At 39.8% G+C, this 26,918-nt stretch carries 24 protein-coding genes; 19 read left to right on the top strand and 5 right to left on the bottom strand.

The genetic code is table 11. The features are described from left to right. The first annotated feature begins 26 nt into the window (after positions 1-26). On the top strand, positions 27-1,208 hold the full coding sequence (locus J5A74_10000; GenBank protein QUI96889.1) for an AAA family ATPase: 1,182 nt from the start codon (positions 27-29) through the stop codon (positions 1,206-1,208). After that, a complete protein-coding gene (locus tag J5A74_09995) occupies positions 1,198-2,565 on the top strand; it encodes a hypothetical protein (GenBank protein ID QUI95685.1) in 1,368 nt (455 codons plus the stop codon). Before J5A74_10000 ends, J5A74_09995 begins: the two co-directional genes overlap by 11 nt. Before the next feature lie 31 nt (positions 2,566-2,596). On the opposite strand, the gene mutY is transcribed toward J5A74_09995, so the two are convergent. After that, positions 2,597-3,646: an A/G-specific adenine glycosylase gene (gene mutY / locus J5A74_09990; protein ID QUI95684.1), complete on the bottom strand. Its 1,050-nt coding sequence runs from the start codon at positions 3,644-3,646 to the stop codon at positions 2,597-2,599. A 98-nt stretch (positions 3,647-3,744) separates the two neighbouring features. Between mutY and J5A74_09985 the strand changes: the two genes are divergently transcribed. Then, the gene (locus J5A74_09985; protein ID QUI95683.1) at positions 3,745-4,455 is read left to right on the top strand and encodes a PrsW family intramembrane metalloprotease; all 711 of its coding nucleotides are present in this window, start codon (positions 3,745-3,747) and stop codon (positions 4,453-4,455) included. Here J5A74_09985 and J5A74_09980 read toward each other — a convergent pair. Beyond that, the gene (locus J5A74_09980; GenBank protein ID QUI95682.1) at positions 4,445-4,972 is read right to left on the bottom strand and encodes a biotin transporter BioY; all 528 of its coding nucleotides are present in this window, start codon (positions 4,970-4,972) and stop codon (positions 4,445-4,447) included. The genes J5A74_09985 and J5A74_09980 overlap by 11 nt on opposite strands. A 138-nt stretch (positions 4,973-5,110) precedes the next feature. Between J5A74_09980 and J5A74_09975 the strand changes: the two genes are divergently transcribed. Together J5A74_09975 and udk are read left to right on the top strand one after the other, a co-directional pair. After that, positions 5,111-6,277, top strand: coding sequence for an SAM-dependent methyltransferase (locus tag J5A74_09975; protein ID QUI95681.1), 1,167 nt, complete (start codon positions 5,111-5,113; stop codon positions 6,275-6,277). Between the two features lie 2 nt (positions 6,278-6,279). Then, positions 6,280-6,900 (top strand): uridine kinase, encoded by a 621-nt coding sequence (gene udk, locus J5A74_09970; protein QUI95680.1) that lies wholly within the window; start codon positions 6,280-6,282, stop codon positions 6,898-6,900. A 62-nt stretch (positions 6,901-6,962) separates the two neighbouring features. On the opposite strand, the gene J5A74_09965 is transcribed toward udk, so the two are convergent. Continuing rightward, complete coding sequence (locus tag J5A74_09965) at positions 6,963-7,346, bottom strand: 3D domain-containing protein (GenBank protein QUI95679.1); 384 nt, start codon at positions 7,344-7,346, stop codon at positions 6,963-6,965. A gap of 233 nt (positions 7,347-7,579) precedes the next feature. Here J5A74_09965 and hrcA point away from each other — a divergent pair, with 233 nt between their 5' ends. The 11 genes from hrcA (at position 7,580) to J5A74_09910 (ending at position 18,683) form a co-directional block, all read left to right on the top strand. Further along, entirely contained in the window at positions 7,580-8,617 is a 1,038-nt protein-coding gene (gene hrcA / locus J5A74_09960) for a heat-inducible transcription repressor HrcA (GenBank protein ID QUI96888.1), read from the top strand. 12 nt (positions 8,618-8,629) lie between these two features. Further along, positions 8,630-9,223, top strand: a complete 594-nt coding sequence (gene grpE / locus J5A74_09955; GenBank protein QUI95678.1) for a nucleotide exchange factor GrpE — start codon at positions 8,630-8,632, stop codon at positions 9,221-9,223. 26 nt (positions 9,224-9,249) lie between these two features. Continuing rightward, positions 9,250-11,112, top strand: a complete 1,863-nt coding sequence (gene dnaK, locus J5A74_09950) for a molecular chaperone DnaK (GenBank protein QUI95677.1) — start codon at positions 9,250-9,252, stop codon at positions 11,110-11,112. Positions 11,113-11,133: 21 nt separating this feature from the next. Further along, positions 11,134-12,333, top strand: coding sequence for a molecular chaperone DnaJ (dnaJ, locus tag J5A74_09945; GenBank protein QUI95676.1), 1,200 nt, complete (start codon positions 11,134-11,136; stop codon positions 12,331-12,333). 88 nt (positions 12,334-12,421) lie between these two features. Then, positions 12,422-13,399: a 50S ribosomal protein L11 methyltransferase gene (gene prmA / locus J5A74_09940; GenBank protein QUI95675.1), complete on the top strand. Its 978-nt coding sequence runs from the start codon at positions 12,422-12,424 to the stop codon at positions 13,397-13,399. Positions 13,400-13,405: 6 nt separating this feature from the next. Continuing rightward, the gene (locus J5A74_09935) at positions 13,406-14,143 is read left to right on the top strand and encodes a 16S rRNA (uracil(1498)-N(3))-methyltransferase (protein ID QUI95674.1); all 738 of its coding nucleotides are present in this window, start codon (positions 13,406-13,408) and stop codon (positions 14,141-14,143) included. 72 nt (positions 14,144-14,215) lie between these two features. After that, positions 14,216-14,542, top strand: a complete 327-nt coding sequence (locus J5A74_09930; protein ID QUI95673.1) for an Asp23/Gls24 family envelope stress response protein — start codon at positions 14,216-14,218, stop codon at positions 14,540-14,542. A 26-nt stretch (positions 14,543-14,568) separates the two neighbouring features. Further along, positions 14,569-15,039: a Gx transporter family protein gene (locus J5A74_09925; protein QUI96887.1), complete on the top strand. Its 471-nt coding sequence runs from the start codon at positions 14,569-14,571 to the stop codon at positions 15,037-15,039. Positions 15,040-15,052: 13 nt separating this feature from the next. Next, on the top strand, positions 15,053-16,537 hold the full coding sequence (galT, locus tag J5A74_09920) for a UDP-glucose--hexose-1-phosphate uridylyltransferase (GenBank protein ID QUI95672.1): 1,485 nt from the start codon (positions 15,053-15,055) through the stop codon (positions 16,535-16,537). 23 nt (positions 16,538-16,560) lie between these two features. Further along, positions 16,561-17,718, top strand: a complete 1,158-nt coding sequence (locus J5A74_09915; GenBank protein QUI95671.1) for a GTP-binding protein — start codon at positions 16,561-16,563, stop codon at positions 17,716-17,718. Next, positions 17,718-18,683 carry a GTPase gene (locus J5A74_09910; GenBank protein QUI95670.1) on the top strand — a complete coding sequence of 322 codons (966 nt, stop codon included), beginning with the start codon at positions 17,718-17,720 and terminating at the stop codon, positions 18,681-18,683. The genes J5A74_09915 and J5A74_09910 overlap by 1 nt, the downstream gene beginning before the upstream one ends. Positions 18,684-18,721: 38 nt before the next feature. On the opposite strand, the gene J5A74_09905 is transcribed toward J5A74_09910, so the two are convergent. Beyond that, complete coding sequence (locus J5A74_09905) at positions 18,722-19,579, bottom strand: PHP domain-containing protein (protein ID QUI95669.1); 858 nt, start codon at positions 19,577-19,579, stop codon at positions 18,722-18,724. A gap of 83 nt (positions 19,580-19,662) precedes the next feature. On the opposite strand from J5A74_09905, the gene J5A74_09900 reads away from it, so the two are divergent. From J5A74_09900 to J5A74_09890, 3 genes are all read left to right on the top strand, one after another. Next, positions 19,663-20,949 carry a VanW family protein gene (locus J5A74_09900; GenBank protein QUI95668.1) on the top strand — a complete coding sequence of 429 codons (1,287 nt, stop codon included), beginning with the start codon at positions 19,663-19,665 and terminating at the stop codon, positions 20,947-20,949. Between the two features lie 143 nt (positions 20,950-21,092). Then, the gene (gene nifJ / locus J5A74_09895) at positions 21,093-24,620 is read left to right on the top strand and encodes a pyruvate:ferredoxin (flavodoxin) oxidoreductase (protein ID QUI95667.1); all 3,528 of its coding nucleotides are present in this window, start codon (positions 21,093-21,095) and stop codon (positions 24,618-24,620) included. A gap of 79 nt (positions 24,621-24,699) precedes the next feature. Continuing rightward, positions 24,700-25,878, top strand: coding sequence for a hypothetical protein (locus tag J5A74_09890; protein ID QUI95666.1), 1,179 nt, complete (start codon positions 24,700-24,702; stop codon positions 25,876-25,878). A gap of 13 nt (positions 25,879-25,891) precedes the next feature. Here J5A74_09890 and J5A74_09885 read toward each other — a convergent pair whose 3' ends face one another. Then, positions 25,892-26,752, bottom strand: a complete 861-nt coding sequence (locus J5A74_09885; GenBank protein ID QUI95665.1) for an AraC family transcriptional regulator — start codon at positions 26,750-26,752, stop codon at positions 25,892-25,894. Positions 26,753-26,918: the final 166 nt, after the last annotated feature.

Genomic DNA, 26,918 nt, shown 5'->3' with positions numbered 1-26,918 from the left:
CATTTTTGGCAAAGAAAATTGCAGCGATGATTGTCAGTGATGGGGCAGAGGATAATTATGCCAATTTGTCACCAGCACAAAAGAGTCAAGTAGAATTTGTTCAATTTCATCCAAGTTATGATTATACTGATTTTGTGGAGGGACTTCGCCCGAGGATGAACGAAGATGGAAGTATCGGATTTGAGCTTCAAGATGGTATTTTTAAAGGCTTTGTGGATAGGGCAAGAGAAAATTTTGAAATTGCCAAGGAGTCGAGGCAGGAAAAGGCAAAGGAGGCCTTTGCAGACGAAATTATAGCATTGTTCTTTGAAAATATACAATTTGAACAGGATCAATTTCAAACGATCACAGGAAGTCAATTTACCATTATTGATGTGGATGAGCACTATATTTCAATTTACATTCCACGAAATCCCTTGACAAATCGAATTACGTTGAATATGAATGATATCCGAAAAATGCTGATTTCGGGGGAGACTTTTGATAAAGTAACGAGTGTGACAAGATTTTTTGGGAAAAAGAATGCAAGACAGGAATATTCCTATGATTTGGCTCTGTTTCAGGAGATGAGTAAATTTAAATCAAAATTAAAGAAAAATCCTTTTGTTGATGAAAAGATAAAAAAATATGTCTTTATTATTGACGAAATTAATCGAGGCGAAATTTCAAAGATTTTTGGAGAATTATTTTTTTCTATTGATCCGGGGTGTCGGGGAAGGGCAGGGGAGGTTTCTACGCAATACGCCAATATGCATGCCGAGCCAGAAAAGAAATTTTATATTCCGCCCAATGTCTATATTATAGGGACAATGAATGATATTGATCGCTCAGTGGACAGCTTTGACTTTGCAATGCGAAGACGTTTTCGTTTTATTGAAATTCGAGCAAGGGATACACAGTTCATGTTAGAACATCTTGGCGACAAAAAGTTGGTCAAAGAGGCCACGGAGAGAATGAATCGTCTCAATACAGCAATTTTAGCTGTCGATGGACTAAATGAAAATTATCAGATTGGAGCGGCGTATTTTTTAAAGTTAAAAGAAAAGACGGTTGGTTTTGATGAATTGTGGAGAGATTATCTTGAACCACTTTTGCAAGATTATGTCCGTGGACTCTATGACGAAAAAGCAATGATACGACAGCTCTATCTTGCCTATTGTGGGGATGAAAATAGATTTGGAAGTGATGTGATGGAAAATGAACAATAAAATCAATGTGTTAAAAGTGGCTGACAATAGCAAAAGAAAGAGAGAAGATTTTAATTGCATTCAAAATTTAGTTGATCACATAGCTGACAAAAAATTAGAAGAGCTTGGACAAGAGGGAGCATTTGTCTTTTCAAATGGTTTGAGTGAAATTGAGGGTTGGAGTCTAGAGTTAGATGAAGAACAAGTAATTTTAAAGTCAGAGAAAGAAAATTATGTCACAGGCAATATTATGGGCATTTTGGGTATGGATCACGAGCAACTGATGATCACTTCTCGCTTTTGCAAAGAGGAAAATCAAGATTATTTTTTGCAATACTTACTTCAAAAAGTTTTGCATTTGCCCAATTTTGTCTCCTTCACTCAAAGCATTAATCAGGAAGAAAAGATATTTGAGTGGCTCACATTTTTGTTTCCTCTGTATCTTCAAAAGGCGTTGAGAAAGGGGAAATTTCGAGACTATATGGATCAGGTTCATAACAATGCCCATGTGCGTGGAAGAATGGACATTGCAAGTCATATTCAAAAGAATATCCCATTTCAGGGAAAGATTGCCTATCGACAGAGAGAACATTTAGTAGACAATGATTTGATGGAATTAATTCGCCATGCGATTGAGGCAATTCGAGGAAAAAAATATGGTCATCCAATTTTAGATGGTGTGAAGGAAGAGGTAATGGTCATCGAGCGAGTGACTTTAAAGTATCGAATGGCGGACAGAAGAAAGGTGATCGAGGCCAACAGAAAAAATCCAATTCAACACGCCTATTATCGAGAATATGGAGATTTGCAAAAACTCTGCCTTTTTATTTTGCAAAATCAACAGCACAGTCTTTATCTGGGAAATCAAAAAATGTATGGGATACTCTTTGATGGAGCTTGGCTCTGGGAAGAGTATCTCAATCTTATATTGGGAGAAAAATTTTATCATCCAATGAATAAGAAAAAATTAGGTGTGCAAAAGTTCTTTGATAGGGCTGGTACAATCTATCCTGATTTTCTTGGAAGAAATCCGATCAATCGAGTTATTGCCGATGCAAAGTATAAGCCAGCAAAAAATATTTATGGCAGAGATTATCTTCAAATTCTAGCTTATATGCTCCGATTTGAGTCAAAGAGAGGCTATTTTTTGTACCCCCAAAGTGGTGAACAAAGGGATGGTCAGTTTATCCATTTAAGGTTAAACCAAGGGATTACTTATGAGAAAAATGTATCACCGAGAGAAGACATCGATGTGATCAAATTAGGATTTGTCATTCCAAGATACAGCAACAATTACAAAGAATTTGTTAGACAAATGGAAGAGAGTGAGAGACTATTTTTTCAGCTATTAGCCTCGGACAATGAAACTAATAGCTGAAAAAATGATAAAAGAGGTAATTACAGAAGATCTATATCTTTAGATATGGAGAAAATGCTGAAGGAATCGTATAAAAATTAGTGATATCTACCATATTCGCCCAGATATATTCTTCCTTTTTTTGAGGAGTAGAAGGTGGAGTTTCAATAAAAATATCAAGTCCCTCGATCATCCATTCTTTATGCGTAAAAATATGTCGATGTAAGGGCAATTTGCTCACTTGGATGGGAACAAAATCAAGGCTTTTTATAAAGGAAAGAGCCTGATTTTGTGCTTCTTCCTCTGAAGTGTAGGAAAAATTTGGAAATTCATATAGACCGGCAAGGATTCCTTTATTTGGTCGTTTTCGAATTAACATATGTTCTTGGTCGTGAATTCGAAGGAGAAAGCGTTTTTCAATTGTCCGTTCTTTCTTTGGCGGTGTGATGGGATAATCAAGCTGTGTACCTGTTTGTTGAGACATACAGTATGGTCGGAGGGGACAAGCATTGCAGTTTGGTTTGGTCTTTGGGGTACAAATATTAGAGCCCAGATCCATGAGTGCTTGATTAAAATCGCCTGGTCGGTTGCTCATCATTTTTGGAAAAAAGAAAGCAGATGCCTCTTTTTTTGCTCTTTCTGTTTTGATGCTTTCTTTATAGGCGGTCAATCTTGCAAATATGCGCAAGAGATTGCCATCAATGGCAGGAATTTTTTGACCAAAGGCAATCGAGGCGATGGCAGCTGCGGTATAGGGGCCAATGCCTGCAATTTTTAATAAATCTTGGTAGGTAGAAGGCATAGTTCCACCAAAATCCTCCATAATTTGCACAGCACCTTTGTGGAGGTTTTGGACACGAGAATAGTAACCAAGTCCTTCCCAAAGTTTAGTGTAGACTTCTTCGGAAGCTTTAGCTAGGGAATGAATATCGGGGAGTTTTTTTAAGAAGCGTTCATAGTAGCTTTTTACGGTTTCTACTCTTGTTTGCTGTAACATAATTTCTGACAGCCACACATGATAACTTGTTGGATTTTCTCGCCAGGGAAGTTTCCGTTTATTTTGGTCATACCATTGTAATAAATAGCTTTCAAAATGATTCATTTTGTTCTCCTTTGCTGTTTAACAAAGATGATAAAATGAATTGTTGGAAAATGCAATGAAAATATGGTAAAATAACTGTGTTTAGAGAGGAGGAGCAGATGTATCAAATTTCGTTAATATTGGCTGTGGCACCAGCACTTTGGTTGTTGTACTATATGTATCAATTAGATGAAATTGAAAAAGAACCTATAGGATTATTGGCACAGCTCTTTATTTTAGGGGCGGTTTCCATTGTGGTGGCGTTTATTTTGGAAAAAATAGGATTTTCTATTTTAAATCGATACTTTGATGAGGATGAATTAATTTCCATTGTCATTAGTAATTTTTTCATTATTGGTGTGGTCGAGGAGATGACAAAGCGTTTTATTTTAAAGGCAGTGACATGGAACCATCCCGCATTTGATTATTGTTTTGATGGAGTGGTTTATGCGGTAGCTGTGTCTTTAGGATTTGCTGCACTTGAGAACCTACTCTATGTCCATCGATTGGGCATTGGTGTTGTGCCGCTTCGTGCGGTGACAGCGATTCCCGTGCACTGTATTACAGGAATTTTCATGGGACATTATTATGGATTGGCCAAGCTCTATCGGGAGAGGGGAAATGAGGAGAAAAAGAAAAGTTATCTTGCAAAGAGTTATTGGATACCTGTGCTTTTGCATGGAGCGTATGATTTTATTGCCAGTATTGGTGGATGGGGAATTGTTGTATTTTGGGCGTTTTTAATTGGATTGGATGTCGTCGCCTATTTTTCAGTGAAACGCTTTTCGAGAGAAGATGTGACAGTAAAAAACGGAGATACTACACAGTAGTATCCCCGTTTATTTTTTTAATTTTTATCCCAATGGATCGGGCAAGAATTAATTTGATGAGATCTGGAATAATAAATGGAATAACACCAACAGAGAGAGCCTTAAAAAAGCCAAGGTGCATCTGATGGGATAACCACAATGTTCCAAGGAGATAGCACAAAAAGAGTCCGATGATCATTCCTAAAAATTCAAGAGATATGTTATTTTGTGCGTATTGAGCAACCACTCCTGTGCACAGGCTGAGGAAAATAAATCCGATCAGGTATCCTCCAGTTGGACCTAAAAGTTTAATCAATCCGCCCTGAAAACCAGAAAATACAGGGAGTCCAATGGCACCAATGAGAAGGTAGATTAGGCAGCTAATAACGCCGTCCCTCATACCGAGCACATAGGCGGCTAGGCAGACACCAAATGGAGTAAGAGAGAATGAAATTGGCCCAATAGGAATAGAAAGAGGACCGAGTACACATAAAATTGCACTAAACAGTGCGATAAGTGTGATTCTTTTTGTAGACATAATGTTCCTTTCTTTTTAAAAATTTTATGAAATTATTATAAAAGGAAAGATAAAAAATGTCAATTAAATATAAATAAAAGTTAACATAAGTGTGAAGAAACTATGGTACAATAAAAGTAAAAATAGTGAGGGAGAAAAATGGGAGAATTATTAAATTATATAGAAAAAATGTGTCAAGATGACCTAGTAAAGATTGTCATTAGTAAGCCAAAAAAGGCCATTGAAGAGTTTAAAAAGATTGTGGTTGTGCAAAAGAAGGAGTTCTTTCAAATTGAGAAGTACACAAAGACACAGGTGTTTCATGAAAATATTGCGGGGAAGGATTTGAGTGCTAAGCTAAATGAATTGATTGAAAGGCATTTTTTACAAGTCAATGCCTTTGGGGAAAGGGGAGAACATATGATTATGATCTCCAAAAAGGGAAATCCAGCTTATAAGTTAAAGGCAAGGAGTGAGGAAAATGGCAAAGAAAATCAGAAAAAAGGGATGGAACACAATCGAAAAAAGAAGTATTTGCTCGAGGAAGGCAAGGTCATTGCCCCACTTGTCGATATGGGAATTTTTACTAAAGAGGGAAAAGTTGTAAAGAGTATGTATGACAAGTACAGGCAAATTAATCGAATGTTGGAATTAATTGATGATGCGATTTCTCACAGCAATTTGCAAGAAATGAATGTCATTGATTTTGGTTGTGGAAAGTCCTATTTGACCTTTATTTTATACCACTATTTGCATGAAATAAAGAAAATAAAAACAAGAATGATTGGGCTTGATTTAAAGGAAGAGGTCATTAAAAATTGCAATCTTGCAGCAAAACGGTATGGCTATGAGCATCTGGAATTTTTCCTCGGAGATATCAATGGCTTTCAGGCTCCATTTTCAGTGGATATGGTGATAACATTGCATGCCTGTGACACGGCAACAGATTATGCACTTTATAATGCTGTCCAGTGGGGGGCAAAGATGATTTTTTCTGTGCCATGTTGTCAACATGAGCTCAATCAGCAACTAGACACCCAAAATTTTGGCATACTTTCCAAATATGGGATTGTCAAGGAGAGATTTGCAGCATTGGCCACCGATGCCATTCGAGCAAATTTATTGGAGTACAGTGGCTATCGCACACAATTATTGGAGTTTATTGACTTTGAACACACGCCAAAAAATATGATGATTCGTGCGGTCAGAAGAGCAATAACGCCCAAAATAGTGATTGAGAGCAGTAGAAGAGAAGTGGAAAATTTAATGAAAGAGTTCCATTTTTCTCCTACATTATATTCGTTACTTGTCAAAAAGGAGAGGTAGAGATGAATACATTAGTTATTGGGATCGCAGGTGGAAGTGGAAGTGGAAAGACAACATTGGCCAATCGCTTGGTGGAAAAATTTGGTGAAGATGAAGTGACAATTTTGCGTCACGACAATTACTATAAGGCTCATGATGATATTCCGTTTGAGGAGAGAGAAAATTTAAATTATGACCATCCTGATGCATTTGACACAGATCTTTTATGTGAGCATTTGCGACTTCTTAAGGAGGGGCATTCCATTTCGGTGCCAACCTATGACTATTGCCTTCATACAAGGGCAAGGGAGTGCATCGTGGTGCATCCGGCACCTGCCATTGTCGTGGAAGGGATTTTGATTTTTTCAGAACCTAAATTGTGTGATTTAATGGATTTGAAAGTCTTTGTGGACACAGATGCGGATGTGCGAGTTTTGAGAAGAATTAAGCGAGATGTGGTCAAGAGAGGACGCTCCCTAGAGAGTGTAATGACACAATATTTGAGCACAGTAAAGCCAATGCACGAGCAATTTGTTGAACCAAGTAAGCGAAGGGCTGATTTGATTATTCCAGAAGGAGGAAAAAATTTAGTTGCTCTAGAGATGTTAATTCAAAAGGTGAACAATCACCTCTATCAGAGATAGTAACCAAAGTAATAAAAAGGCGACTTGCAATGCAGGTCGCCTTTTTATGTATGATTCTTTTCTTATTCTTCAATAACACGATAAACTGGTAGTCTGTGCATACCCCATTCTTGCATTGCACCATAGCTACCCATGTAGATGTCGACAAGACCAGTGAAGTTTCCAGTGTCTTCCACAGTGTAGACAATGTCGCTGTCACCAATCATAATCTTTGAACCTGCTGGAATTTCCTTCCAGTTGGTTGCAACGGTATGATTTGCTTTAGGCATCATGCCTTTGGCTGTTGGAATGTTTTTGTATTTGCCAGATCTTGTGTAATTGGTGTAAGCAGTTACGCGAAATGTACCAATCTTCTCGCCACGCTTTGGAGCAGCGTATACAGCATTGGATAAAATCGTACTTATAATAGCAGTTACAGCAAAAATCTTCGTTAAACTCTTCTTCATTAGTCACCTCATAAATTCTTAAAAACTATTAACTAGTGTTGCGTTTGTTACAGTATAATTACAAAAATGTTAAATGTCAAGAGAAAGTTTTAAATTTTAGTTTCAAAACAAATAAGATAAAAAAAATTGGAAAAAACTTAAAAAAACTGTTGACAAAATACAAAAGAAGTAATACTATAACACTTAGAAATTAGCACTCCTTAAAGATGAGTGCTAACAAAAGAAGGGAGGGAATGAGATTGGAGCTTGATAAGCGAAAGGTGTTAATTTTAAAGTCCATTATTAAGAATTATATGGAAACTGGAGAGCCAGTCGGATCAAGAACGATCTCAAAGCTTCCAGGTTTGAATCTGAGTAGTGCGACCATTCGAAATGAGATGAGTGATTTGGAAGATATGGGCTACATCTTGCAGCCACACACTTCGGCAGGTCGTGTGCCGTCGGATAAAGGATACCGCTTTTATGTCGATGAAATATTAAAGGACAAAGAAATTGAAGTGGCTGAATTTAAGACAGATGTCCTAGAAAAGGTAGGACGCCTGGAAGTAGTACTTCGGAAACTTGCTAAGATCATTGCGAGTAATACAAATTATGCGACAATGATTAGTGGACCAAAGGTCGAGGAAAATAAGATAAAGTTTTTACAGCTATCAAAATTAGAGGGCTCAAGGATTTTGATTGTCACAGTTTTTGATGGCAATATTATTAAAAATAATATTATGGATTTAAAGAGGGAGCTTTCGGTAGATGAGCTTTTGGATTTAAATCTTTTACTCAATACAAGTTTAAATGGTCTCTCTATTGATGAGATTACCTTGGCAATGATGGCAAAATTAAAGTCCGATGCCGGAGTTTATGGGGATGTGATGGACATGGTGTTGTCTGAGATTGCCAGAGCGTTTACAAGTGATGATGAGGATTTACAGATTTATACAAGTGGTGCAACCAATATTTTCAAATATCCTGAATTATCAGACGGAGAGAAGGCATCAAAATTAATTGATGCTTTTGAACAAAAGGAAAAGCTCAAAAGGCTATTTGACCAGACGCAAATTGCGGGAAATGATTATGGTATTCAGGTATATATTGGCGAAGAACTTCCTGTGCAAAATATGCAGGACTGTTCGCTTGTAACAGCAAAGTATGAGTTTGGTCACGGAATCTGTGGCACGATTGGCATTGTGGGGCCAAAGCGCATGGACTATGAAAGAGTGGTTCAGACCATTAAAGAGGTGATGGCACAGATGGATCAAGATTTTAAAGACAAATAGAGAGGGAGACGGATGAAAAAGAAGGATGTAAGCCATAAGGTCAACGATGCAGAGAATACACAAAACACATCGGAGACCAAAGAAGAAAGAGCTGCAAAGGCTGCGGCTGCAATGGAAGAGATGCTCAATGAAGAGGGCAAAGAAGACGAGTGTGAACAAGAGGGCGTTGACCCAAAGGATCAACAGATCAAGGATTTGCAGGATCGTCTAGTACGAAATATGGCAGAGTTTGATAACTTTAGAAAGCGTACAGAAAAAGAAAAGGCAAATATGTTTGATATGGGAGCAAGAAGTATTGTTGAAAAACTTTTGCCAACGATTGATAATTTTGAAAGGGCACTAAAGAGCGTGCCAGAGGGCAAGGAATGTGAGTCATTTGCCGCTGGCATGGATATGATTTACAAACAGCTTCTAAAGGAATTAGAGGCCGTGGGCGTAAAGCCAATTGAATGTGTGGGTCATGAGTTTGATCCAAACTTCCACAATGCAGTGATGCATGTGGAGGATGAGAGTGTGGGCGATAATATCGTCGTGGAAGAATTTCAGCGAGGATATACATATAAAGATGCTATTGTAAGACATAGTATGGTAAAAGTCGCAAATTAATAAAAAATTACTTGGAGGATAGGAATATGAGCAAGATTATTGGTATAGATTTAGGAACAACAAATAGCTGTGTAGCTGTTATGGAGGGTGGCAAGCCAGTTGTTATCCCAAATGCAGAGGGTTCAAGAACAACACCTTCTATCGTTGCCTTTACAAAGACAGGAGAGAGATTGGTCGGAGATGCGGCAAAGCGTCAGGCCGTAACTAATGCAGACCGCACCATTGCATCGATTAAGAGACATATGGGTACAGATTACAAGGTAACCATTGATGGAAAGTCTTACACACCACAGGAGATTTCTGCAATGATTCTTCAGAAGTTAAAAGCAGATGCAGAGAGCTACCTTGGTGAGAAGGTAACAGAGGCTGTCATTACCGTTCCAGCATATTTCAATGATGCACAGCGTCAGGCTACAAAAGATGCAGGTAAGATTGCAGGTCTTGATGTAAAGCGTATTATCAACGAGCCAACTGCTGCAGCACTTGCTTACGGACTTGACAATGAGAAGGAGCAAAAGATTATGGTATACGATCTTGGTGGTGGTACATTTGATGTATCTGTCATTGAGATTGGTGATGGCGTCATTGAAGTTTTGTCAACCAATGGTGATACTCATCTTGGTGGTGATGACTTTGATAATAAGATTACAGATTGGTTAGTTTCTGAGTTTAAGAAGGCTGAGAACATCGACCTTTCTAAGGACAAGATGGCATTGCAAAGATTAAAGGAAGCATCAGAGAAGGCAAAGAAGGAACTTTCTACAGCAACAAGTACAAACATCAATCTTCCATTTATCACAGCCAATGCTGAGGGACCAAAGCACTTGGATATGACCCTTACAAGAGCAAAGTTTGATGAGTTGACCAGTGATTTGATTGAGAGAACAGCGATTCCTGTACAGAATGCGTTGAGTGATGCAGGCATTACAGCAGCTGACCTTGGAAAGGTACTCCTTGTTGGTGGTTCTACTCGTATGATCAATGCTCAGGAGAAGGTAAAGCAGTTGACCAATACTGAGCCAAGCAAGACATTGAACCCAGATGAGTGTGTAGCTATTGGTGCAAGCATTCAAGGTGGTAAGCTCGCAGGTGATGAGGGCGCAGGAGATATTCTTCTTCTTGATGTCACACCACTTTCACTTTCTATTGAGACAATGGGTGGAGTGGCAACTCGATTGATCGAAAGAAATACAACCATCCCTACAAAGAAGAGTCAGGTCTTCTCTACAGCAGCAGATAATCAGGAAGCTGTTGATATCAATGTAGTACAGGGCGAGAGACAATTTGCAAAGGACAACAAGTCTCTTGGCAGATTTAGACTGGATGGAATTTTGCCAGCAAAGCGCGGTGTTCCACAGATCGAGGTTACTTTTGATATTGATGCCAATGGTATTGTCAATGTATCTGCAAAGGATCTTGGCACAGGTAAGGAGCAGCACATCACCATTACTTCAGGAACGAATATGTCTGAGAGCGACATTGAAAAGGCTGTTCGAGAGGCACAGGAGTTTGAGGCTCAGGATAAGAAGAGAAAAGAGGGCATCGATACAAGAAATGATGCAGAGAGCTTAGTATTCCAGACAGAGAAGAACTTGGAAGAAGTTGGCGATAAGATGGATGTAGCAGATAAGAGTGCAATTGAGGCTGACCTCGCCGCACTAAAGACTGCAGTGGAGGCAACCACAGCAGAGAGCATCACAGAGGATCAGGTTGCCCAGATTAAGGCAGCTCAGGAGAAGTTGTTAGAGAGTGCACAAAAGCTCTTTGCAAAGGTTTACGAGAATGCACAGCAAGCTCAGCAGGCAACAGGTTCAGCGGATGCAGGCACAACAGAGGGTGCACACTCTGGTGATGACAATGTTGTCGATGGAGATTTCAAGGAAGTATAATAGCGGCAGAAAGGATCAATAATGGCAGAGACAAAGAGAGATTATTACGAAGTTTTAGGTGTTGATAAGAATGCCAATGATGCCGCAATCAAAAAAGCATATCGAGTGCTTGCAAAGAAGTATCACCCAGATGCCAATCCGGGTGATACTGAAGCGGAGAAGAAGTTTAAGGAAGCAAGCGAGGCATACTCTGTTCTAAGCGATCCAGAAAAGAGAAAACAATACGACCAATTTGGTCATGCAGCTTTTGATGGCGGAGCAGGCGGAGCTGGAGCAGGTGACTTTGGTGGTTTTGGCGGCTTTGGTGGCTTCGGTGGATTTGGTGGCTTTGGGTTTGACAGCGATGATATCTTTGGGGATCTTTTTGGAAGGAGAAGTTCAAGAGAGCAAAGCAATGGTCCAATGCGAGGTGCCGATGTGCGCACAGGCGTGCGTCTGACATTTGAAGAAGCTGTGTTTGGTTGCGAAAAGGAGATTACAGTCAATTTTAAGGAGACTTGTAAAACTTGTAACGGCAGTGGAGCAAAGCCAGGAAGTTCGCCAGTGACCTGTCCAAAGTGTCAGGGCAAGGGAAAGATTATCTACACATCACAGAGTTTATTTGGAACAATGCAAAATGTAACGACTTGTCCAGACTGTGGTGGAACAGGACAGATTGTCAAGGACAAATGTCCGGATTGCGGTGGCAATGGCTATATCCAAAAGAGAAAGACATTTAAGGTCACAATTCCTGCAGGTATTGACAATGGGCAGATGGTGCGCATGGCCGATGGTGGTGAGCCAGGAAAAAATGGCGGGCCAAGAGGTTCTCTTCTTGTTGAAGCTGTAGTTAGCCCACATCCAATCTTTAAGCGTCAGGATATGGATATTTATTCTACGGTGTCGATTTCATTTGCTAAGGCTGCTCTTGGCGGGCCAATCCGTGTGAGAACGGTCGATGGAGAGGTAGAATACGAGGTAAAACCAGGAACTCAGACGGGTACAAAGGTTCGCTTAAGGGGGAAAGGTGTTCCATCCATTCGCAACAAAAATGTACGAGGCGACCACTATATGACATTGGTTATTGAGGTTCCAAAGTCTATGACAGAGGCTCAAAAACAGGCACTGCGTTCCTATGATGCGGCAATGCGTGGAGAGGTCAATGTCGATGAGACAAAGGCAAAGCCGAAAAAGAAAGGCTTAAAGGAGAACTTTAAGAATATTATTGACGATATACTATAGAGTTTTATATAATAGATGAGGGAGGGGCATTGGCCGCTCCTTTACTATTATTTATACGAAATGATCATTAAAAATCGGGAGAATAAAGATGAAGTGGAAGAAATTTACATTGACAACGACAACAGCAGCTGTAGATCTTGTCAGTGCAACTTTTGATGAAATTGGGCTCGAGGGGATTGAAATTGAAGATAATGTCCCACTTTCTGAGTCAGATACGAAGGGAATGTTTATTGATATTTTGCCTGAGTTGCCACCAGATGATGGTGTAGCTAAAGTGAGTTTTTATCTTGAGCCAGAGGCCGATATTGAGGGGATTTTAAAAAATGTCCACGAGGCATTGGATGAGTTAAAGATGTTTACAGACCTTGGAGAGTGCAGTATCACAGAAGATGAGACAGAGGATAAGGATTGGATTAACAACTGGAAAGAGTTCTTTAAGCCATTTATGGTGGGGGACATTTTGATTTTGCCAACATGGGAGACGATTCCAGAAAATGCAAAGTACAAGGAATTAATTCACATTGATCCAGGCACAGCCTTTGGCACAGGAGCACATGAGACGACACAGCTTTGTATCAAGCAGTTAGAAAAGTACATTCAGCTAGAAAAGGAGAATGGAAATCGAGATGTAGAGATTCTTGATGTGGGTACAGGAAGTGGAATTTTGGGGATTGCTGCATTAAAGCTTGGGGCAAAACATATTTTTGCGACAGATCTGGATGACAATGCTATCGAAGCTGTGGGAGAAAATCGCAAGAGCAATGGCATTGATGAAAAAGATTTTGAAGTGATTTGCGGAAATATTATTGACGACGAAAAGATTCAGACTGAAGTTGGAAATGAAAAGTATGATATTGTTGTCGCCAATATTTTGGCTCCTGTGATTATTATGTTACAAAAGGAAGTGTATCGACACTTAAAGCACAGTGGAATCTTTATTACATCGGGAATTATTGATACAAAGGAAGCAGAAGTTAAAGCTGCATTGTCAGAAAATCCGGAGTTTGAGATTTTAGAGACAACATATCAGGGTGAGTGGGTGAGCATCACGGCGAGAAGAAAGTAGGTAAGGATGTATCATTTTTTTGTTCAGCCAGAGCAAGTTAACGAAAAAGAGATTGTTATTTATGGAGAAGATGTCAATCATATTGGAAATGTTCTGCGAATGAAACCAAAGGAAAAATTGCTCATTAGTGCGGGGGGAATAGATTATCTCTGTGAAATTGACAAAATTTCAAGGGAAGAAGTCTATTTGAGCATTCTTAAGCAAAATGAGAATTCCATGGAGCTTCCTGTAAAGATTACCCTTTATCAAGGAATGCCAAAGGCCGAAAAGATGGAGTTAATTATCCAAAAGGCCGTTGAGCTTGGGGCAAGTCGCATTGTACCAGTGATGACAAAGCGGGTGATTGTAAAACTTGATGAGAAAAAAGCAAGGACAAAGGTGGCAAGGTGGCAGGCGATTGCTGAGGCAGCAGCAAAGCAATCAAAGCGAAGTACCGTTCCAGAAGTCACTTTTCCAATCTCCTTTGTACAGGCTTTAGAGGAATCTTCTTCATCCAATCAGCGATTTATTCCCTATGAATTGGCCAGTGGGATGGAAAACACAAGGAAACTGCTAAAGGCTGTGGTTCCAGGAGATGAGATCAGTATTTTTATTGGACCAGAGGGCGGATTTGAGGAGGAAGAAATCCAAATGGCAATCGAAAGAAAGGTAAAGCCAATCACATTGGGCAGGCGAATCCTTCGAACAGAAACTGCTGGATTTGTAGTGCTTTCCAATTTGATGGTTGCTGTGGATGTTGATTAAACTTCTTTGCAAACCAATAAGTGTTTGTTATAATGAAAAGTAGCTTGTCAACGGATTGATTTGGAGGAGAATATGGATACCATAAAGATTGCAAATGAAGTGGTGGCGGTTATTGCAGCCTTGGCTGCTATGGAAGTCGACGGTGTAAAGTCGATGGCTGGCAATATTACAAATGAAATGATTCAGAAATTGAGCAAAAAAAGTCTTTCAAAGGGCGTAAGGGTGGATGTCAATGAGGGAAGAGTTTCTGTGGTATTGATGCTCAATATTGATTATAATGCAAGTATTCCAAAAGTAAGTGAAAATGTACAAAACCGAGTTAAAAATGCCATTGAAAGTATGACCGATTTGTGCGTGTTGGAAGTTGTTGTCAAGGTGGCTGGGGTAAGTGTTGCGTGAAAACAAAAAAAATAGCTACATTTGGAATGTTGATTGCCTTGGCAATGATTTTTAGCTATATTGAATCCATTTTGCCCATTAATTTGGGTATTCCTGGAATTAAGCTGGGACTGGCCAATATTGTGACCATTGTTTCACTCTACCTGATTGGCGTGCGAGGAGCAGTTTTTGTCTCCTTATTGCGTATTATCTTGGTGGGGCTGACCTTTGGAAATGGATCAGCCATGCTCTTTTCGCTTTCGGGTGGAATTTGTAGTCTAGTTTGTATGGTACTTGTCAAGGAGATAAAAATATTTAGTGTGTATGGTGTGAGTATGGTTGGTGGTGTGATGCACAATGTGGGGCAGATTTTAATGGCCATGCGTGTACTAGACGAAAGTAAGATTTTAAGCTATTTGCCAGTGTTAGTGATTTCTGGTGTACTCACAGGAATGGTTATTGGCCTGATTGCTGGGCAGGTAATTGATAGGATTCATCCAGTTTGGGAAAAAATGTAGGAGGAATAGGAAGATGATTGATCGAGCAGTAAAGGAATTGGTGCAATATGGTCTAAAAACAGGATTGATAGAAGAAGAGGATGCGATCTATGCACGAAATTTGATATTGGCGGACTTGAAAAAGGATGATTATGAAGATGATGATGTAGCGGATCGTCCTTTAGAGATGATTTTAAAAGATCTTTTAGATTATGCCTGTCAACAGGGGCTTTGTGATGACAATGTGGTCGCAAGAGATTTGTTTGATACAAAATTGATGAATGATTTGATGCCCAGACCTTCTGAGGTGATCAAGACCTTCCATGAAAAGTATTTGATTTCTCCAAAGGATGCCACAGATTACTTCTACAAGTTATCGCAGGATAGTGATTATATTCGAAGATATCGAATTTGTAAGGATATTAAGTGGAAGACCGATACAAAATATGGTGCACTTGATATTACGATCAATTTATCTAAGCCAGAGAAGGATCCAAAGGCAATTGCAGCAGCAAAAAAGGCAAAACAAAGTGGATATCCAAAGTGCTTATTGTGCCAAGAAAATGTGGGCTATGCAGGAAGAAGTAACCATCCAGCAAGAGAAAATCATCGAATCATTCCTATGGAAATTCATCATAGTCAATGGTTTATGCAATATTCTCCTTATGTCTACTACAATGAGCACTGTATTGTATTTAATGGTCAGCATGTGCCAATGAAAGTGGAGAGGGCCACATTTTGTAAATTATTTGACTATGTTAAGCAATTTCCACACTATATGTTAGGATCCAATGCCGATCTTCCGATCGTTGGCGGTTCAATTTTGAGTCATGACCATTTTCAGGGAGGAAGATATGACTTTGCTATGGCCAAAGCTCCGATTGAAATTGAAGTTGGCCAATTTGCTGGAGTAGATGTTGGCATCGTCAAGTGGCCAATGAGTGTACTTCGACTTTCAGGAAAAGACACAGAGACGATTATTGAGCTTGCAGATAAGATTTTAAATGCTTGGCGAAACTATAGTGATGAAGAGGTCAATATTTTGGCACAGACGGATGGGGAGCCACATAACACCATTACACCAATTGCAAGAAAAAAGGGAGAGGTATATGAGCTTGATTTGGTTTTACGAAACAATAGGACGACCAAAGAAAGACCAGATGGACTTTTTCATCCAAATGCAAAATTACATCACATCAAAAAAGAAAATATTGGACTGATTGAAGTTATGGGATTGGCCATTTTACCAGGCAGATTAAAGGATGAGCTTTCGCTTTTAGCAGACTGCCTCTTGGCTGGTGGAGATCCAAATGGTGATGAAAGAATTGCAAAACATGCAGACTGGGCACAGGAATTGACAGAGAAATATGGTACTTGGTCAAAGGATAGTATTGATGAAATTTTAAAAAAGGAAGTGGGATTGGTATTTCAGCAGGTGCTCGAGGATGCAGGTGTATATAAATGCGATGCCAAAGGGCGAGAGGCCTTTTTGAGATTTATTAATGGATTACTAAAATAAAAAGAGACAGGAGAAAAATAGATATGGCAAAGACAAAAGTAGATATTGTTTCTGGTTTTTTGGGAGCAGGAAAGACTACATTTATTAAAAAGCTAATTGGTGAGGCTATTCAAGGTGAACAGACCGTTTTGATTGAGAATGAGTTTGGTGAAATTGGAATTGACGGGGGCTTTTTGAAAGACTCGGGTATTGAAATTAAAGAAATGAATTCAGGCTGTATTTGCTGTTCATTGGCAGGAGATTTTGCCACTTCATTGAAAGAAATTTTGACAAAGTTTAAGCCGGATCGCATTATTATTGAACCAAGTGGTGTTGGAAAATTGTCTGATGTGATGAAGGCGGTGGCAGATGTAGAGGAAGAACTTGAGGTTGAGCACAACTGTGCAGTGACGGTTGTCGATGTGAAAAAGTGCAAGATGTATATGAAAAACTTTGGTGAGTTCTTTAATAATCAGATTCAATTTGCAGGAACTATTATTTTAAGTCGTGCTGATATTGCCGATCAAAAAAAGATTGATGAGGCCGTTGCCCTTATTCGCAATGTTAATCCAACAGCAACCATTATTACAACTCCAATTACAGAACTGACGGGTGAGAAGTTATTGGAAGTTTTGGAGTCCCCAGTGGACTTGAAAAAAGAACTTCTTGATGAGATGGCTCATGAGCATGATCACCATCACCATGAGTATGATCATGACTGTGATCACGACCACCATCACCATGAGCATGATCACGATCATCATGAGCATGACCATGATCACGACCACCATCACCATGACCATGATCATGATCACGACCATCATGAGCATGACCATGACTGCGATCACGACCACCATCACCACGATCATGATCACGAGTGTCACGATGAACATTGCACACATGATCATCACCATCATCACGCCGATGATGTGTTTGATAGTGTTGGCTTTGAGCAGGTTCCTGCAATTACAAAAGAAAAGCTGACAAAGATTTTGACAAAGTTAAAAGAGGGCGAGGAATTTGGCACAGTGTTGCGTGCAAAGGGAATGATTGCTGATGCAAATTCTAAGGCATGGTTTTATTTTGATCTTGTGCCAGAGGAGATTCAGATTCGTCAGGGTGAGCCGGATGTTACAGGAAAGGTTTGTGTCATTGGAACAGATTTAAAGGCAGCAGCACTTGAGAAGGAGTTTAGGGGATAATGACGGGAACTTTTGATAGAGAGCCGACCAGCACGAGTATACCTGTATTTGTGATCAATGGATTTTTAGAGAGTGGAAAGACACAATTTATGAAGTTTACAATGCAGCAGGAGTATTTTCAGGACGATCGGCCAACCCTTCTTGTTCTCTGTGAAGAGGGAGAAGAGGAATATGATGAAAAGCTACTAAAGAGAACGAACACTCATCTTGTGGTTATAGAGGATCAAAAAGAAATGACAGTGGAAAGACTTCATGAGTTGGAACTTGTCTATGATCCAGGTAGAGTGCTGATTGAGTGGAATGGAATTTGGAATCAAGATGAATTGGAGATTCCAGAGAATTGGTTTGTCAATCAAGTAGTCACACTCTTTGATACTTCAACTATGGATTTATATTTAAAGAATATGAAATCATTGATGGGACCAATGCTTCGACACAGTGAGCTTGTACTCTGTAATCGCGCAGATGATATTCCAATGGATACACTTGGTGAGTATCATTTCCAATTGAGAACGATGGCCAGCAATGCAGAGATTGTATTTGAGGGTCGAGAGGGTGAGATTCGAGGAGATTTTAGCATCGAACTTCCTTATGATTTAGATGCAGATGTCATCAAAATTGAGCCGGAAGACTTTGGAATCTTTTACATGGATAGTATGGAAAGATCAGATAAGTACAATGGAAAGAGTGTAGAATTTGCTGGGCAGGTCGTAAAACCAAGAAATATTCCAAAGAATAGTCTGGTTGTCGGAAGAAGGGCAATGACTTGTTGCGAGGCAGATATGCAATTTTTAGGATTTTTATGTTATTATCCAGGGGCAGATAGCTTCCACAATAAGGATTGGGTAAAAGTCAAGGGGAAAATTAAAATAGAAAATGTGGCTGTTTATCGAGGAGAGGGAGCAGTGATTGAGGTAACTGAAGTTCTTCGAACAGGTCCAATTCAAGAAATTGTTACATTTTAAATTATAGAGGGGGGAGAGATAGACTCTCCCCCTTTTTGTTAACATTGAACTTTTTTCATGTCGACGAGAAGAGTATATGGAATATGCATATTGGTGTATCCAACACCGAGTTGAATTTTTGGTTTATTCTCTCCATGAAAATCGGAACCACCCGTTGGCAATAATTTATAGCGATGGGCGAGTTTTAGTAGTTTTTGGGTGTCAGAAATTTGAAATGAGGAATGATAACATTCTATTCCGTGAGCTCCATAATTGCTGATCACTTTAACTAGGTTTTCAAGCTCAATATCAGATAGGTGATAGCGAGTAGGATGGGCCAGTGAAATAAAAAAGTGATATTTGTGAAAGAAGTCCATTACACTTTCCACTGTGACCTGTTTAGGAGGAAGAAATGGACTTCCGTCACCAAGGTAGGATGAAAAAGCATCAGAGGCAGTGCGAAAATATCCCTTTGAAACTAAAGTGCGTGCGATATGACCACGGGTGACAACAGCATTGGGATTCTTTTGGTATAAATCTTCCATAGAGATTTTAATGCCAGCTTTATTGAGGCGACGAATAATTTCGTTATTTCTTTCATCGCGCATATCAATAAAGACTTGTAGATCTTTTTGAATGGTCTGCAGGTGTGTGGTCGAATAATCTTCGTGAAGAAGGTAGCCAAGAATATGAATTTCTCCGCTTCCGTAGCCACAATCCATTTCGATGCCAGGGATGACTTCGATTGGAAGGTCCGTTCCTGCAAGAAGTGCTTCGCTGACACCAAGGATGGTATTGTGGTCAGTGATGGCAATGGCGGCGAGTTTTCGCCTGTCAGCTTCTTGAACTAGTTGTGTGGGTGTCAATGTTCCATCAGATGCTGTAGTGTGACTATGTAAATCAATATATTTTCTCATATTTTCCTCCAAGGTTGTTTTTAATAGATATAGTGTAACATATATGCTATACTTTTGGGTATATTTCTAGGATGAGGTTTAAAATGTCAACAAAAAAATATCGAATTTCAGGAAGTAAATATAGCTATCGAGAGAGACAAAAGCGAAAAGAAAGACAGAGGCAGTTATTTGTGCCGAGATTCATTTTTATCATTTTTATCTTGATTGCAGGGACAACATCAGCTGTAGTAGGAATTCAAAATTCGAGACAATTACAAAAAGAAAAGAACATCCAATGGTTGAGTGATAAGAGATTAAATAATAATGTTTTTCTTGAACAGGTCAATTTGCGAGGGCTGACGATAGAAGAGGCAAGAGAAAAAATGATAGAAAATTACCCATGGGATATGAAGATTTTGGTGGATAATCAGGAATATGAGGTATTTAATTTTGCAAACTTAGCGATTGATAATGCATTGCAAAAAATTTATAAAAAAAATAGCAAAGGCAAGTATTTTTTACAATTTCAGCATATGCAGGCAAGAATCGAGCAGGTTGCAGATGATGCCTCCAATCAATTTGACCAAGAGGCAAAGGATGAAAAGATACTTGAGTTTGATCCACAGACACAAAATTTTACCTATGCCCAGAGAAGAGATGGAGTAACACTAGATAAGAAGCAATTAATAGAAGATATTCAGACAGCTTTGAAAACGAAAAAATTTCAAGCAAAAATAGAGGCAAAACTTCATCACACAGTGGCCAGGGATTATCAGACACTGAGTGTGGTTTCAATAGATTTGGAAGATGAAGATTTAAGTCATGTCTGTGAAAAAGTGAGTGGTACGGTGATCAAAAAGGATGAAATTGCCTCGGTAAAAGCAATGCTCAAGGAAGGTGTGAAAACTGAGGGAGCAGATCAAATGGCAACGGCCATTTACAATGCGGCAATCAATGCAGGATTAAAGATAAAAGAAAGATATCCAGCGGAACAAATTCCGAAATTTGGCATGGTTGGACAAGATGCAACCATTGATTCAGAAAAGGATTTAAAGTTTGAAAATACCACGGGAGCAGAGATTGGAATCATTGCTAAAATGGAAGATAAAAAACTGGTAGTTGAACTCGTTGGTTTTCCTGTGCTATCAGAAGGTGAGAAAATTTATCTTGTTGTGGAACAAAGGCAGGAAGATGAGTTGCCACAGCCAGAGTATATTGCAGATAGGACACTAAAGACAGGAGTGGAAATTGTGGCAGAGGCAGGGATGCACGGCGGTCTTTGGAGAACAAAGCTTGTGAAAGAAAAGAAAGGGAAAGTGGAACATGTAGAGATTTTGGGAGATTGTTTCTACAAAGGTAGAGGGGCAGTAATTCGACAGGGAGTTCGCTAGAAGAGTGGCGACAAGGCTGTATCTGATAAAGAACAAGAAAGGTGCTGTATTCCATTTGCAATTATAATCAGAGTTGATATAATAGGGTTAGAACGCTTTTGCGTTACAATGGACTTTTTCAACATAGTAGGAGGAAATTATTTATGGCAAAGAGAAGTATGAAGACCATGGATGGAAACCAGGCCGCTTCCCATGCATCATATGCATTTACAGAAGTCGCAGCGATCTATCCTATTACACCTTCATCTGTTATGGCTGAGCATACAGACGAGTGGGCAACAGAAGGTAGAAAGAATATCTTCGGACAGACAGTACAGGTAACAGAGATGCAGTCAGAGGCTGGTGCTGCTGGTGCTGTACATGGTTCACTTGCAGCTGGTGCGCTTACAACAACTTATACAGCTTCACAGGGACTTTTGCTCATGATCCCAAATTTATATAAGATTGCTGGTGAGCAATTACCAGGTGTTTTCAATGTATCTGCTCGTGCAATTGCATCTCATGCACTTTCAATCTTCGGAGACCACTCCGATGTATATGCTTGTCGCCAGACAGGTTGTGCAATGCTTTGCGAGTCATCTGTACAGGAGGTTATGGATCTTACACCTGTTGCACATCTTGCAGCATTGAAGGGAAAGGTTCCATTTATCAACTTCTTTGATGGATTTAGAACATCCCATGAGATTCAAAAGATTGAGACTTGGGATTATGAGGATCTCAAGGAGATGACAGATTTTGAGGCAATTGAAGCTTTCAGAAAGAATGCATTAAATCCAGAGAGACCAGTTATCCGTGGTTCAGCACAAAACCCAGATATCTTTTTCCAGGCTAGAGAGGCTAGCAACCCTTATTATGATGCACTTCCAGCAATCGTACAGGAGTATATGGACAAGGTAAATGCAAAGATTGGCACAGATTACAAGCTCTTTAACTACTACGGAGCAAAGGACGCTGAGACAATCATCGTTGCTATGGGATCTGTAAATGATACCATTGAAGAGACAATTGATTACTTACTTGAGCAGGGACAAAAGGTTGGTGTTGTTAAGGTTCGCCTTTACAGACCATTCTCTGTAGATGCTTTTGTTGCAGCTATTCCAGACACCGTAAAGAGAATTCAGGTTCTTGACAGAACAAAGGAGCCAGGTGCTCTTGGCGAGCCACTTTACCTCGATGTTGTTGCTGCATTGAAGGGCACAAAGTTCCATGACATTCCTGTAACTTCAGGTCGCTATGGTCTTGGATCAAAGAACACAACACCAAATCAGATCGTTGCTGTATTCAACAACACAGATAAGCAAAGATTTACTATTGGTATCAAGGATGATGTCACCAATCTTTCACTTGATCCAGGTGCTGATCTTGTCACAACTCCAGAGGGAACAACCAACTGTAAGTTCTGGGGTCTTGGTGCCGATGGTACTGTAGGTGCAAACAAGAACTCTATCAAGATCATTGGTGATAACACAGATATGTATGCACAGGCTTATTTTGACTATGATTCAAAGAAGTCCGGTGGTGTTACTATGTCTCACCTTCGCTTTGGTAAGAAGCCAATCAAGTCAACTTACTTGATTACAAGAGCAAACTTTGTTGCTTGCCATAACCCAGCTTACATCCGTAAGTTTAATATGGTTCAGGAAATTGTTGATGGTGGTACATTCCTTTTGAACTGCCCATGGTCTGTAGAGGATCTTGATCAGCATCTTCCAGGACAGGTAAAGAAGTATATCGCAGATCACAAGATTAACTTCTACATTATCGATGGTGTGAAGATTGGTATTGAGACAGGTATGGGACCAACTCGTATCAACACAATTTTGCAGTCTGCATTCTTCAAGCTCACAGGAATTATTCCAGAGGCTAAGGCAATTGAGTTGATGAAGGAAGCAGCACAAAAGACATACGGCCGCAAGGGTGAGGATGTTGTAAAGAAGAACTGGGCTGCTATTGATGCTGGTGCAACAGGAGTGGTTAAGGTGGATGTTCCAGCTGAGTGGAGCAATTGTGCAGATGAAGGTCTTGACTATCCAAAGGCTACAGAGGGTATTGACAAGACACTTGCATTTGTAAACAATATTCAGACAGCTGTAAGTGCTCAGGAGGGTAATAACTTACCAGTTTCTGCATTTACAACTTATGTTGACGGTACAACACCAAGTGGTACATCTGCTTACGAGAAGAGAGGTATTGCTGTCAATGTTCCTGTATGGAATAATGAGAATTGTATCCAGTGTGGTTTCTGTGCCTATGTATGTCCACATGCTGTTATCAGAACAATTGCTCTTACAGAGGATGAGGCAAACAATGCTCCAGAGGGTATGCCAACACTTGCAATGAACGGAATGCCAGGTTACAAGTTTGCCATCAGCGTGTCACAGTTAGACTGTACAGGTTGTGGTTCTTGTGCAAATGTATGTCCTGGAAAGAAGGGCGAGAAGGCTCTTACAATGCAGAACTTTGAGGCAAATGTTGACAAGCAGGCTTGGTTTAACTACACAAATAAGCTTCCAGAGAAGCCAGAGGTAATTGCTAAGTTTAAGGAGACAACAGTTAAGGGTTCACAGTTTAAGAAGCCATTACTTGAGTTCTCAGGTGCTTGTGCAGGTTGTGGAGAGACTCCATATGCTAGATTGATCACACAGCTCTTTGGCGATAGAATGTACATTGCCAATGCAACAGGATGTTCTTCTATTTGGGGTAACTCATCACCTTCAACACCTTATACAGTGAATGCAAAGGGTTATGGTCCAGCTTGGTCTAACTCACTCTTTGAGGATGCAGCTGAGTTTGGTTATGGTATGCACCTTGCAGATGTTGCCATCAGAACAAGACTTAGAGGCATTGTTGAGGAATTTGCAGCAAATGGTTCAGATGAGGTTAAGGCAGCAGCACAGGAATACTTAGATACATATCATGTAGGTGCTAAAAATGGTGCAGCTACAGAGAAGCTTCTTGCTGCAATTGCAGAAGACAATAGCGAGAATGCTGTTGAGTTAAAGAACAACAAGGAATTCCTTGCAAAGAAGAGCCAGTGGATCTTCGGTGGTGATGGATGGGCTTATGATATCGGATTTGGTGGTCTTGACCATGTTCTTGCAAGTGGCAAGGATGTCAACATCATGGTATTCGATACAGAGGTTTATTCTAATACTGGTGGACAGTCTTCTAAGTCAACAAAGACAGGTGCAGTTGCACAGTTTGCTGCTGGCGGTAAGGACACAAAGAAGAAGGATCTTGCAAGCATTGCAATGAGCTATGGCTATGTATATGTAGCACAGATCGCAATGGGTGCAGATTACAATCAGACAGTAAAGGCTCTTGCTGAGGCTGAGGCTTACAATGGCCCATCATTGATCATTGCATATGCTCCATGTATCAACCATGGTATCAAGAAGGGTATGTCAAAGGCAATGACAGAGGAGAAGCTTGCTGTTGAGACAGGTTACTGGAATAACTTCAGATTCAACCCAGAGGCTGAGAACAAGTTCTCATTGGATTCTAAGACTCCTACAGGAGATTATCAGGAATTCCTTAAGGGCGAGGTTCGTTACGCATCTTTGGCTTTGAAGGATCCAGAGAGAGCAAATAAGCTCTTTGAGCAGAATGAGGAGAATGCTAAGGAAAGATTTACTTACTTAGAGAAGCTCGTAACACTTTATTCCAAATAATTTGTACCATATGGTATAATAAGGGGGGCGGAGACGCCCCCCTATTTTAGACGAAAAAATGAAAAAGGATGTGAAAAAAATGCAAAGAAAAAGAAAAACTCGATGGATGGCCCTTGCACTTGCAGGTTTTTTCTCTGTCAGTGCAGGGATGACCTCATTTGCAGCCAGTGGTGTGTGGAGTAAGCAAAGTGATGGAACATATTTGATGTATGATGGTTCTTCATTGGATGGCGTTGTTGCCAGAGGAATTGATGTGTCAAAGTGGCAGGGGGTCATTGATTGGACACAGGTGCCAAAAGATGATATTCAATTTGTTATGATTGGCACAAAGGCAAGGACTGGACTGGATGAGCAGTTTCATAACAATGCAAGAAATGCAGCACAAAATGGTGTAAAGCTTGGTGCGTATATTTATTCACAGGCAATGACAGTGGCTGATGCACAGGCAGAGGCAGACTTTGTGCTCGATTTGGTAAAAGATTATCCAATTTCCTACCCAATTGCCTATGATGTGGAAGACGATCCAACTCAGGGCAAGCTTTCCAAGCAACAGTTGACCCAGGTCATTGATGCCTTCTGCAATCGAATCAAGGAAGCAGGCTATTATCCGATTGTCTATGCCAATGACTATTGGCTGACCAATAAGATTGATAGCAGCATTCCACAGAAGTACCCAATTTGGGTTGCTCGCTACAATGTAAAGCATACATTTGCAACTCCTGTAATGTGGCAGGCCAGCAGCACAGGAAGAGTTGCAGGTATCAATGGCGATGTCGATATTAATTTCCAATATCAGAGTTTTGAGGGAAAGACACCAGCCAATACTTGGAGAAATATCGGCGGAAAGCGCTATTGCTACAGAAATTATCAGCCACAAAAGAGTACTTGGGTACAGGAACAGGGCAAGTGGTATTATCTTGATGCCAATGGTGTGATGGCAACCGGATGGATCCTTGTCAACAACCAATGGTATTTTATGGATGAAACAGGAAAGATGCTCACTGGTACAATCAACTCTAATGGAAAGACCTATTATTTGGCTGCGGATGGGCATATGCTTGCTAATGCCACAGTTACCCTAAACGGAGTGCAATATCAGGCTGATTCCAGCGGTGCACTTTCTGGAAACGTGGCCAATGGTGTAATGGCAAGTGGTACGCCAAATAGCACAACGACAAATCGCAGTGCAGGAAAACCTGCCATTTATGCGGGAGTCTATCGAAGTGATGCCAACAACGGTCCGGGAGTAAAAAAGTAAGATCTGGATACCTTTAGTGAGGGGAATGTATCAACTTATTTTGAGCTCTCCATTCCCTCGGCGAAATTCCATAGATTGTCTTAAAGGCACGAGAAAAATGAAGCTGATTTTCATATCCTACGGCGGATCCAATGTCCCCAATGGATAGGGAAGTCAGCTTTAATAATTCTGTTGCCTTGATCATTCGATAATTGATTAAAAACTCCTGTGGAGAACGCCCGATGGATGAACGGAACAGTTTGCTCAAGTAACTTCTATTGATTCCACATATTTTGGAAATTTCATCAATACTAATATTATTTTGAAAGTTTTGCTCAATATAGTGGATGGCTTCCCTGATGTAGTAGTTACTCATCTTATCACTTTGAATGAGATTGGACGACTTAGAAGATTGAATTAAATAATCTAGAAATAAGTATAGATGTCCAATTAAATGAAAAGGAGATTCTTTGGAGTGCTGACTAATATAGAGCATTTCTTCCATCAATTTTTCACGAATATTTTTTGAATTGGCATGATATACAGGAGTATCTAGGGAAAAATTGGTGATATCCACAATTTCTTTTACTTTTAGTCCATCAAATTCAATCCAAGTGTATTCCCAGGGAATCTTAGAATCGGCATAGTAAGTAGTAATTTGGTTGGGAAAGATTAAAAATCCCTGTCCGCTTTTAATGGAGTAGTTCTGTGATTCGTGTTTTGAATTTTCTGCGATTAGTGTACCTGTTCCTGAAATGACATAGTGGAATAAGTAGTGATTTCTAGCAATGGGACCAAATGAGTGTCCTGGTTTACATTGTTCGTAACCATATTGATACATATTCAAATCAATAAAGTTTTCATTTGGAAATATATTAAAAAGTGTACTTTTCATGATAACCTCTCTGTGAATATACCATAATGTGATATTACATATCATAATAGCACAAAATAACGCATTTTGGTATAAAACAGAAAAAGTGTAGATATTTATTGGCAACATATTGGATGGTATAATGAAGTCATTAAAGAAGTGGAAAAAAATAGGAGAGGAATAGAAT

The sequence above is a fragment of the Lachnospiraceae bacterium oral taxon 096 genome (assembly GCA_018141845.1).
Lineage (GTDB): Bacteria > Bacillota > Clostridia > Lachnospirales > Lachnospiraceae > F0428.
The sequence above is the reverse complement of the archived record's forward strand: the minus strand, read 5'-3'. Positions and strand labels throughout refer to the sequence as shown.

Excerpts from the sequence above, each read along its gene's own strand:
- J5A74_09985 (QUI95683.1), top strand. The coding sequence starts at position 3,745 with ATGTATCAAATTTCGTTAATATTGGCTGTGGCACCAGCACTTTGGTTG.
- J5A74_09930 (QUI95673.1), top strand. The coding sequence starts at position 14,216 with ATGGATACCATAAAGATTGCAAATGAAGTGGTGGCGGTTATTGCAGCC.
- J5A74_09890 (QUI95666.1), top strand. The coding sequence starts at position 24,700 with ATGCAAAGAAAAAGAAAAACTCGATGGATGGCCCTTGCACTTGCAGGT.
- J5A74_09925 (QUI96887.1), top strand. The coding sequence starts at position 14,569 with ATGTTGATTGCCTTGGCAATGATTTTTAGCTATATTGAATCCATTTTG.
- dnaK (QUI95677.1), top strand. The coding sequence starts at position 9,250 with ATGAGCAAGATTATTGGTATAGATTTAGGAACAACAAATAGCTGTGTA.
- J5A74_09905 (QUI95669.1), bottom strand. The coding sequence starts at position 19,579 with ATGAGAAAATATATTGATTTACATAGTCACACTACAGCATCTGATGGA.
- udk (QUI95680.1), top strand. The coding sequence starts at position 6,280 with ATGAATACATTAGTTATTGGGATCGCAGGTGGAAGTGGAAGTGGAAAG.
- prmA (QUI95675.1), top strand. The coding sequence starts at position 12,422 with ATGAAGTGGAAGAAATTTACATTGACAACGACAACAGCAGCTGTAGAT.
- J5A74_09885 (QUI95665.1), bottom strand. The coding sequence starts at position 26,752 with ATGAAAAGTACACTTTTTAATATATTTCCAAATGAAAACTTTATTGAT.
- galT (QUI95672.1), top strand. The coding sequence starts at position 15,053 with ATGATTGATCGAGCAGTAAAGGAATTGGTGCAATATGGTCTAAAAACA.
- J5A74_09900 (QUI95668.1), top strand. The coding sequence starts at position 19,663 with ATGTCAACAAAAAAATATCGAATTTCAGGAAGTAAATATAGCTATCGA.
- J5A74_09965 (QUI95679.1), bottom strand. The coding sequence starts at position 7,346 with ATGAAGAAGAGTTTAACGAAGATTTTTGCTGTAACTGCTATTATAAGT.
- J5A74_09935 (QUI95674.1), top strand. The coding sequence starts at position 13,406 with ATGTATCATTTTTTTGTTCAGCCAGAGCAAGTTAACGAAAAAGAGATT.
- dnaJ (QUI95676.1), top strand. The coding sequence starts at position 11,134 with ATGGCAGAGACAAAGAGAGATTATTACGAAGTTTTAGGTGTTGATAAG.
- J5A74_09915 (QUI95671.1), top strand. The coding sequence starts at position 16,561 with ATGGCAAAGACAAAAGTAGATATTGTTTCTGGTTTTTTGGGAGCAGGA.
- grpE (QUI95678.1), top strand. The coding sequence starts at position 8,630 with ATGAAAAAGAAGGATGTAAGCCATAAGGTCAACGATGCAGAGAATACA.
- J5A74_09995 (QUI95685.1), top strand. The coding sequence starts at position 1,198 with ATGAACAATAAAATCAATGTGTTAAAAGTGGCTGACAATAGCAAAAGA.
- nifJ (QUI95667.1), top strand. The coding sequence starts at position 21,093 with ATGGCAAAGAGAAGTATGAAGACCATGGATGGAAACCAGGCCGCTTCC.
- J5A74_09910 (QUI95670.1), top strand. The coding sequence starts at position 17,718 with ATGACGGGAACTTTTGATAGAGAGCCGACCAGCACGAGTATACCTGTA.
- J5A74_09975 (QUI95681.1), top strand. The coding sequence starts at position 5,111 with ATGGGAGAATTATTAAATTATATAGAAAAAATGTGTCAAGATGACCTA.
- J5A74_10000 (QUI96889.1), top strand. The coding sequence starts at position 27 with ATGATTGTCAGTGATGGGGCAGAGGATAATTATGCCAATTTGTCACCA.
- J5A74_09980 (QUI95682.1), bottom strand. The coding sequence starts at position 4,972 with ATGTCTACAAAAAGAATCACACTTATCGCACTGTTTAGTGCAATTTTA.
- hrcA (QUI96888.1), top strand. The coding sequence starts at position 7,580 with ATGAGATTGGAGCTTGATAAGCGAAAGGTGTTAATTTTAAAGTCCATT.
- mutY (QUI95684.1), bottom strand. The coding sequence starts at position 3,646 with ATGAATCATTTTGAAAGCTATTTATTACAATGGTATGACCAAAATAAA.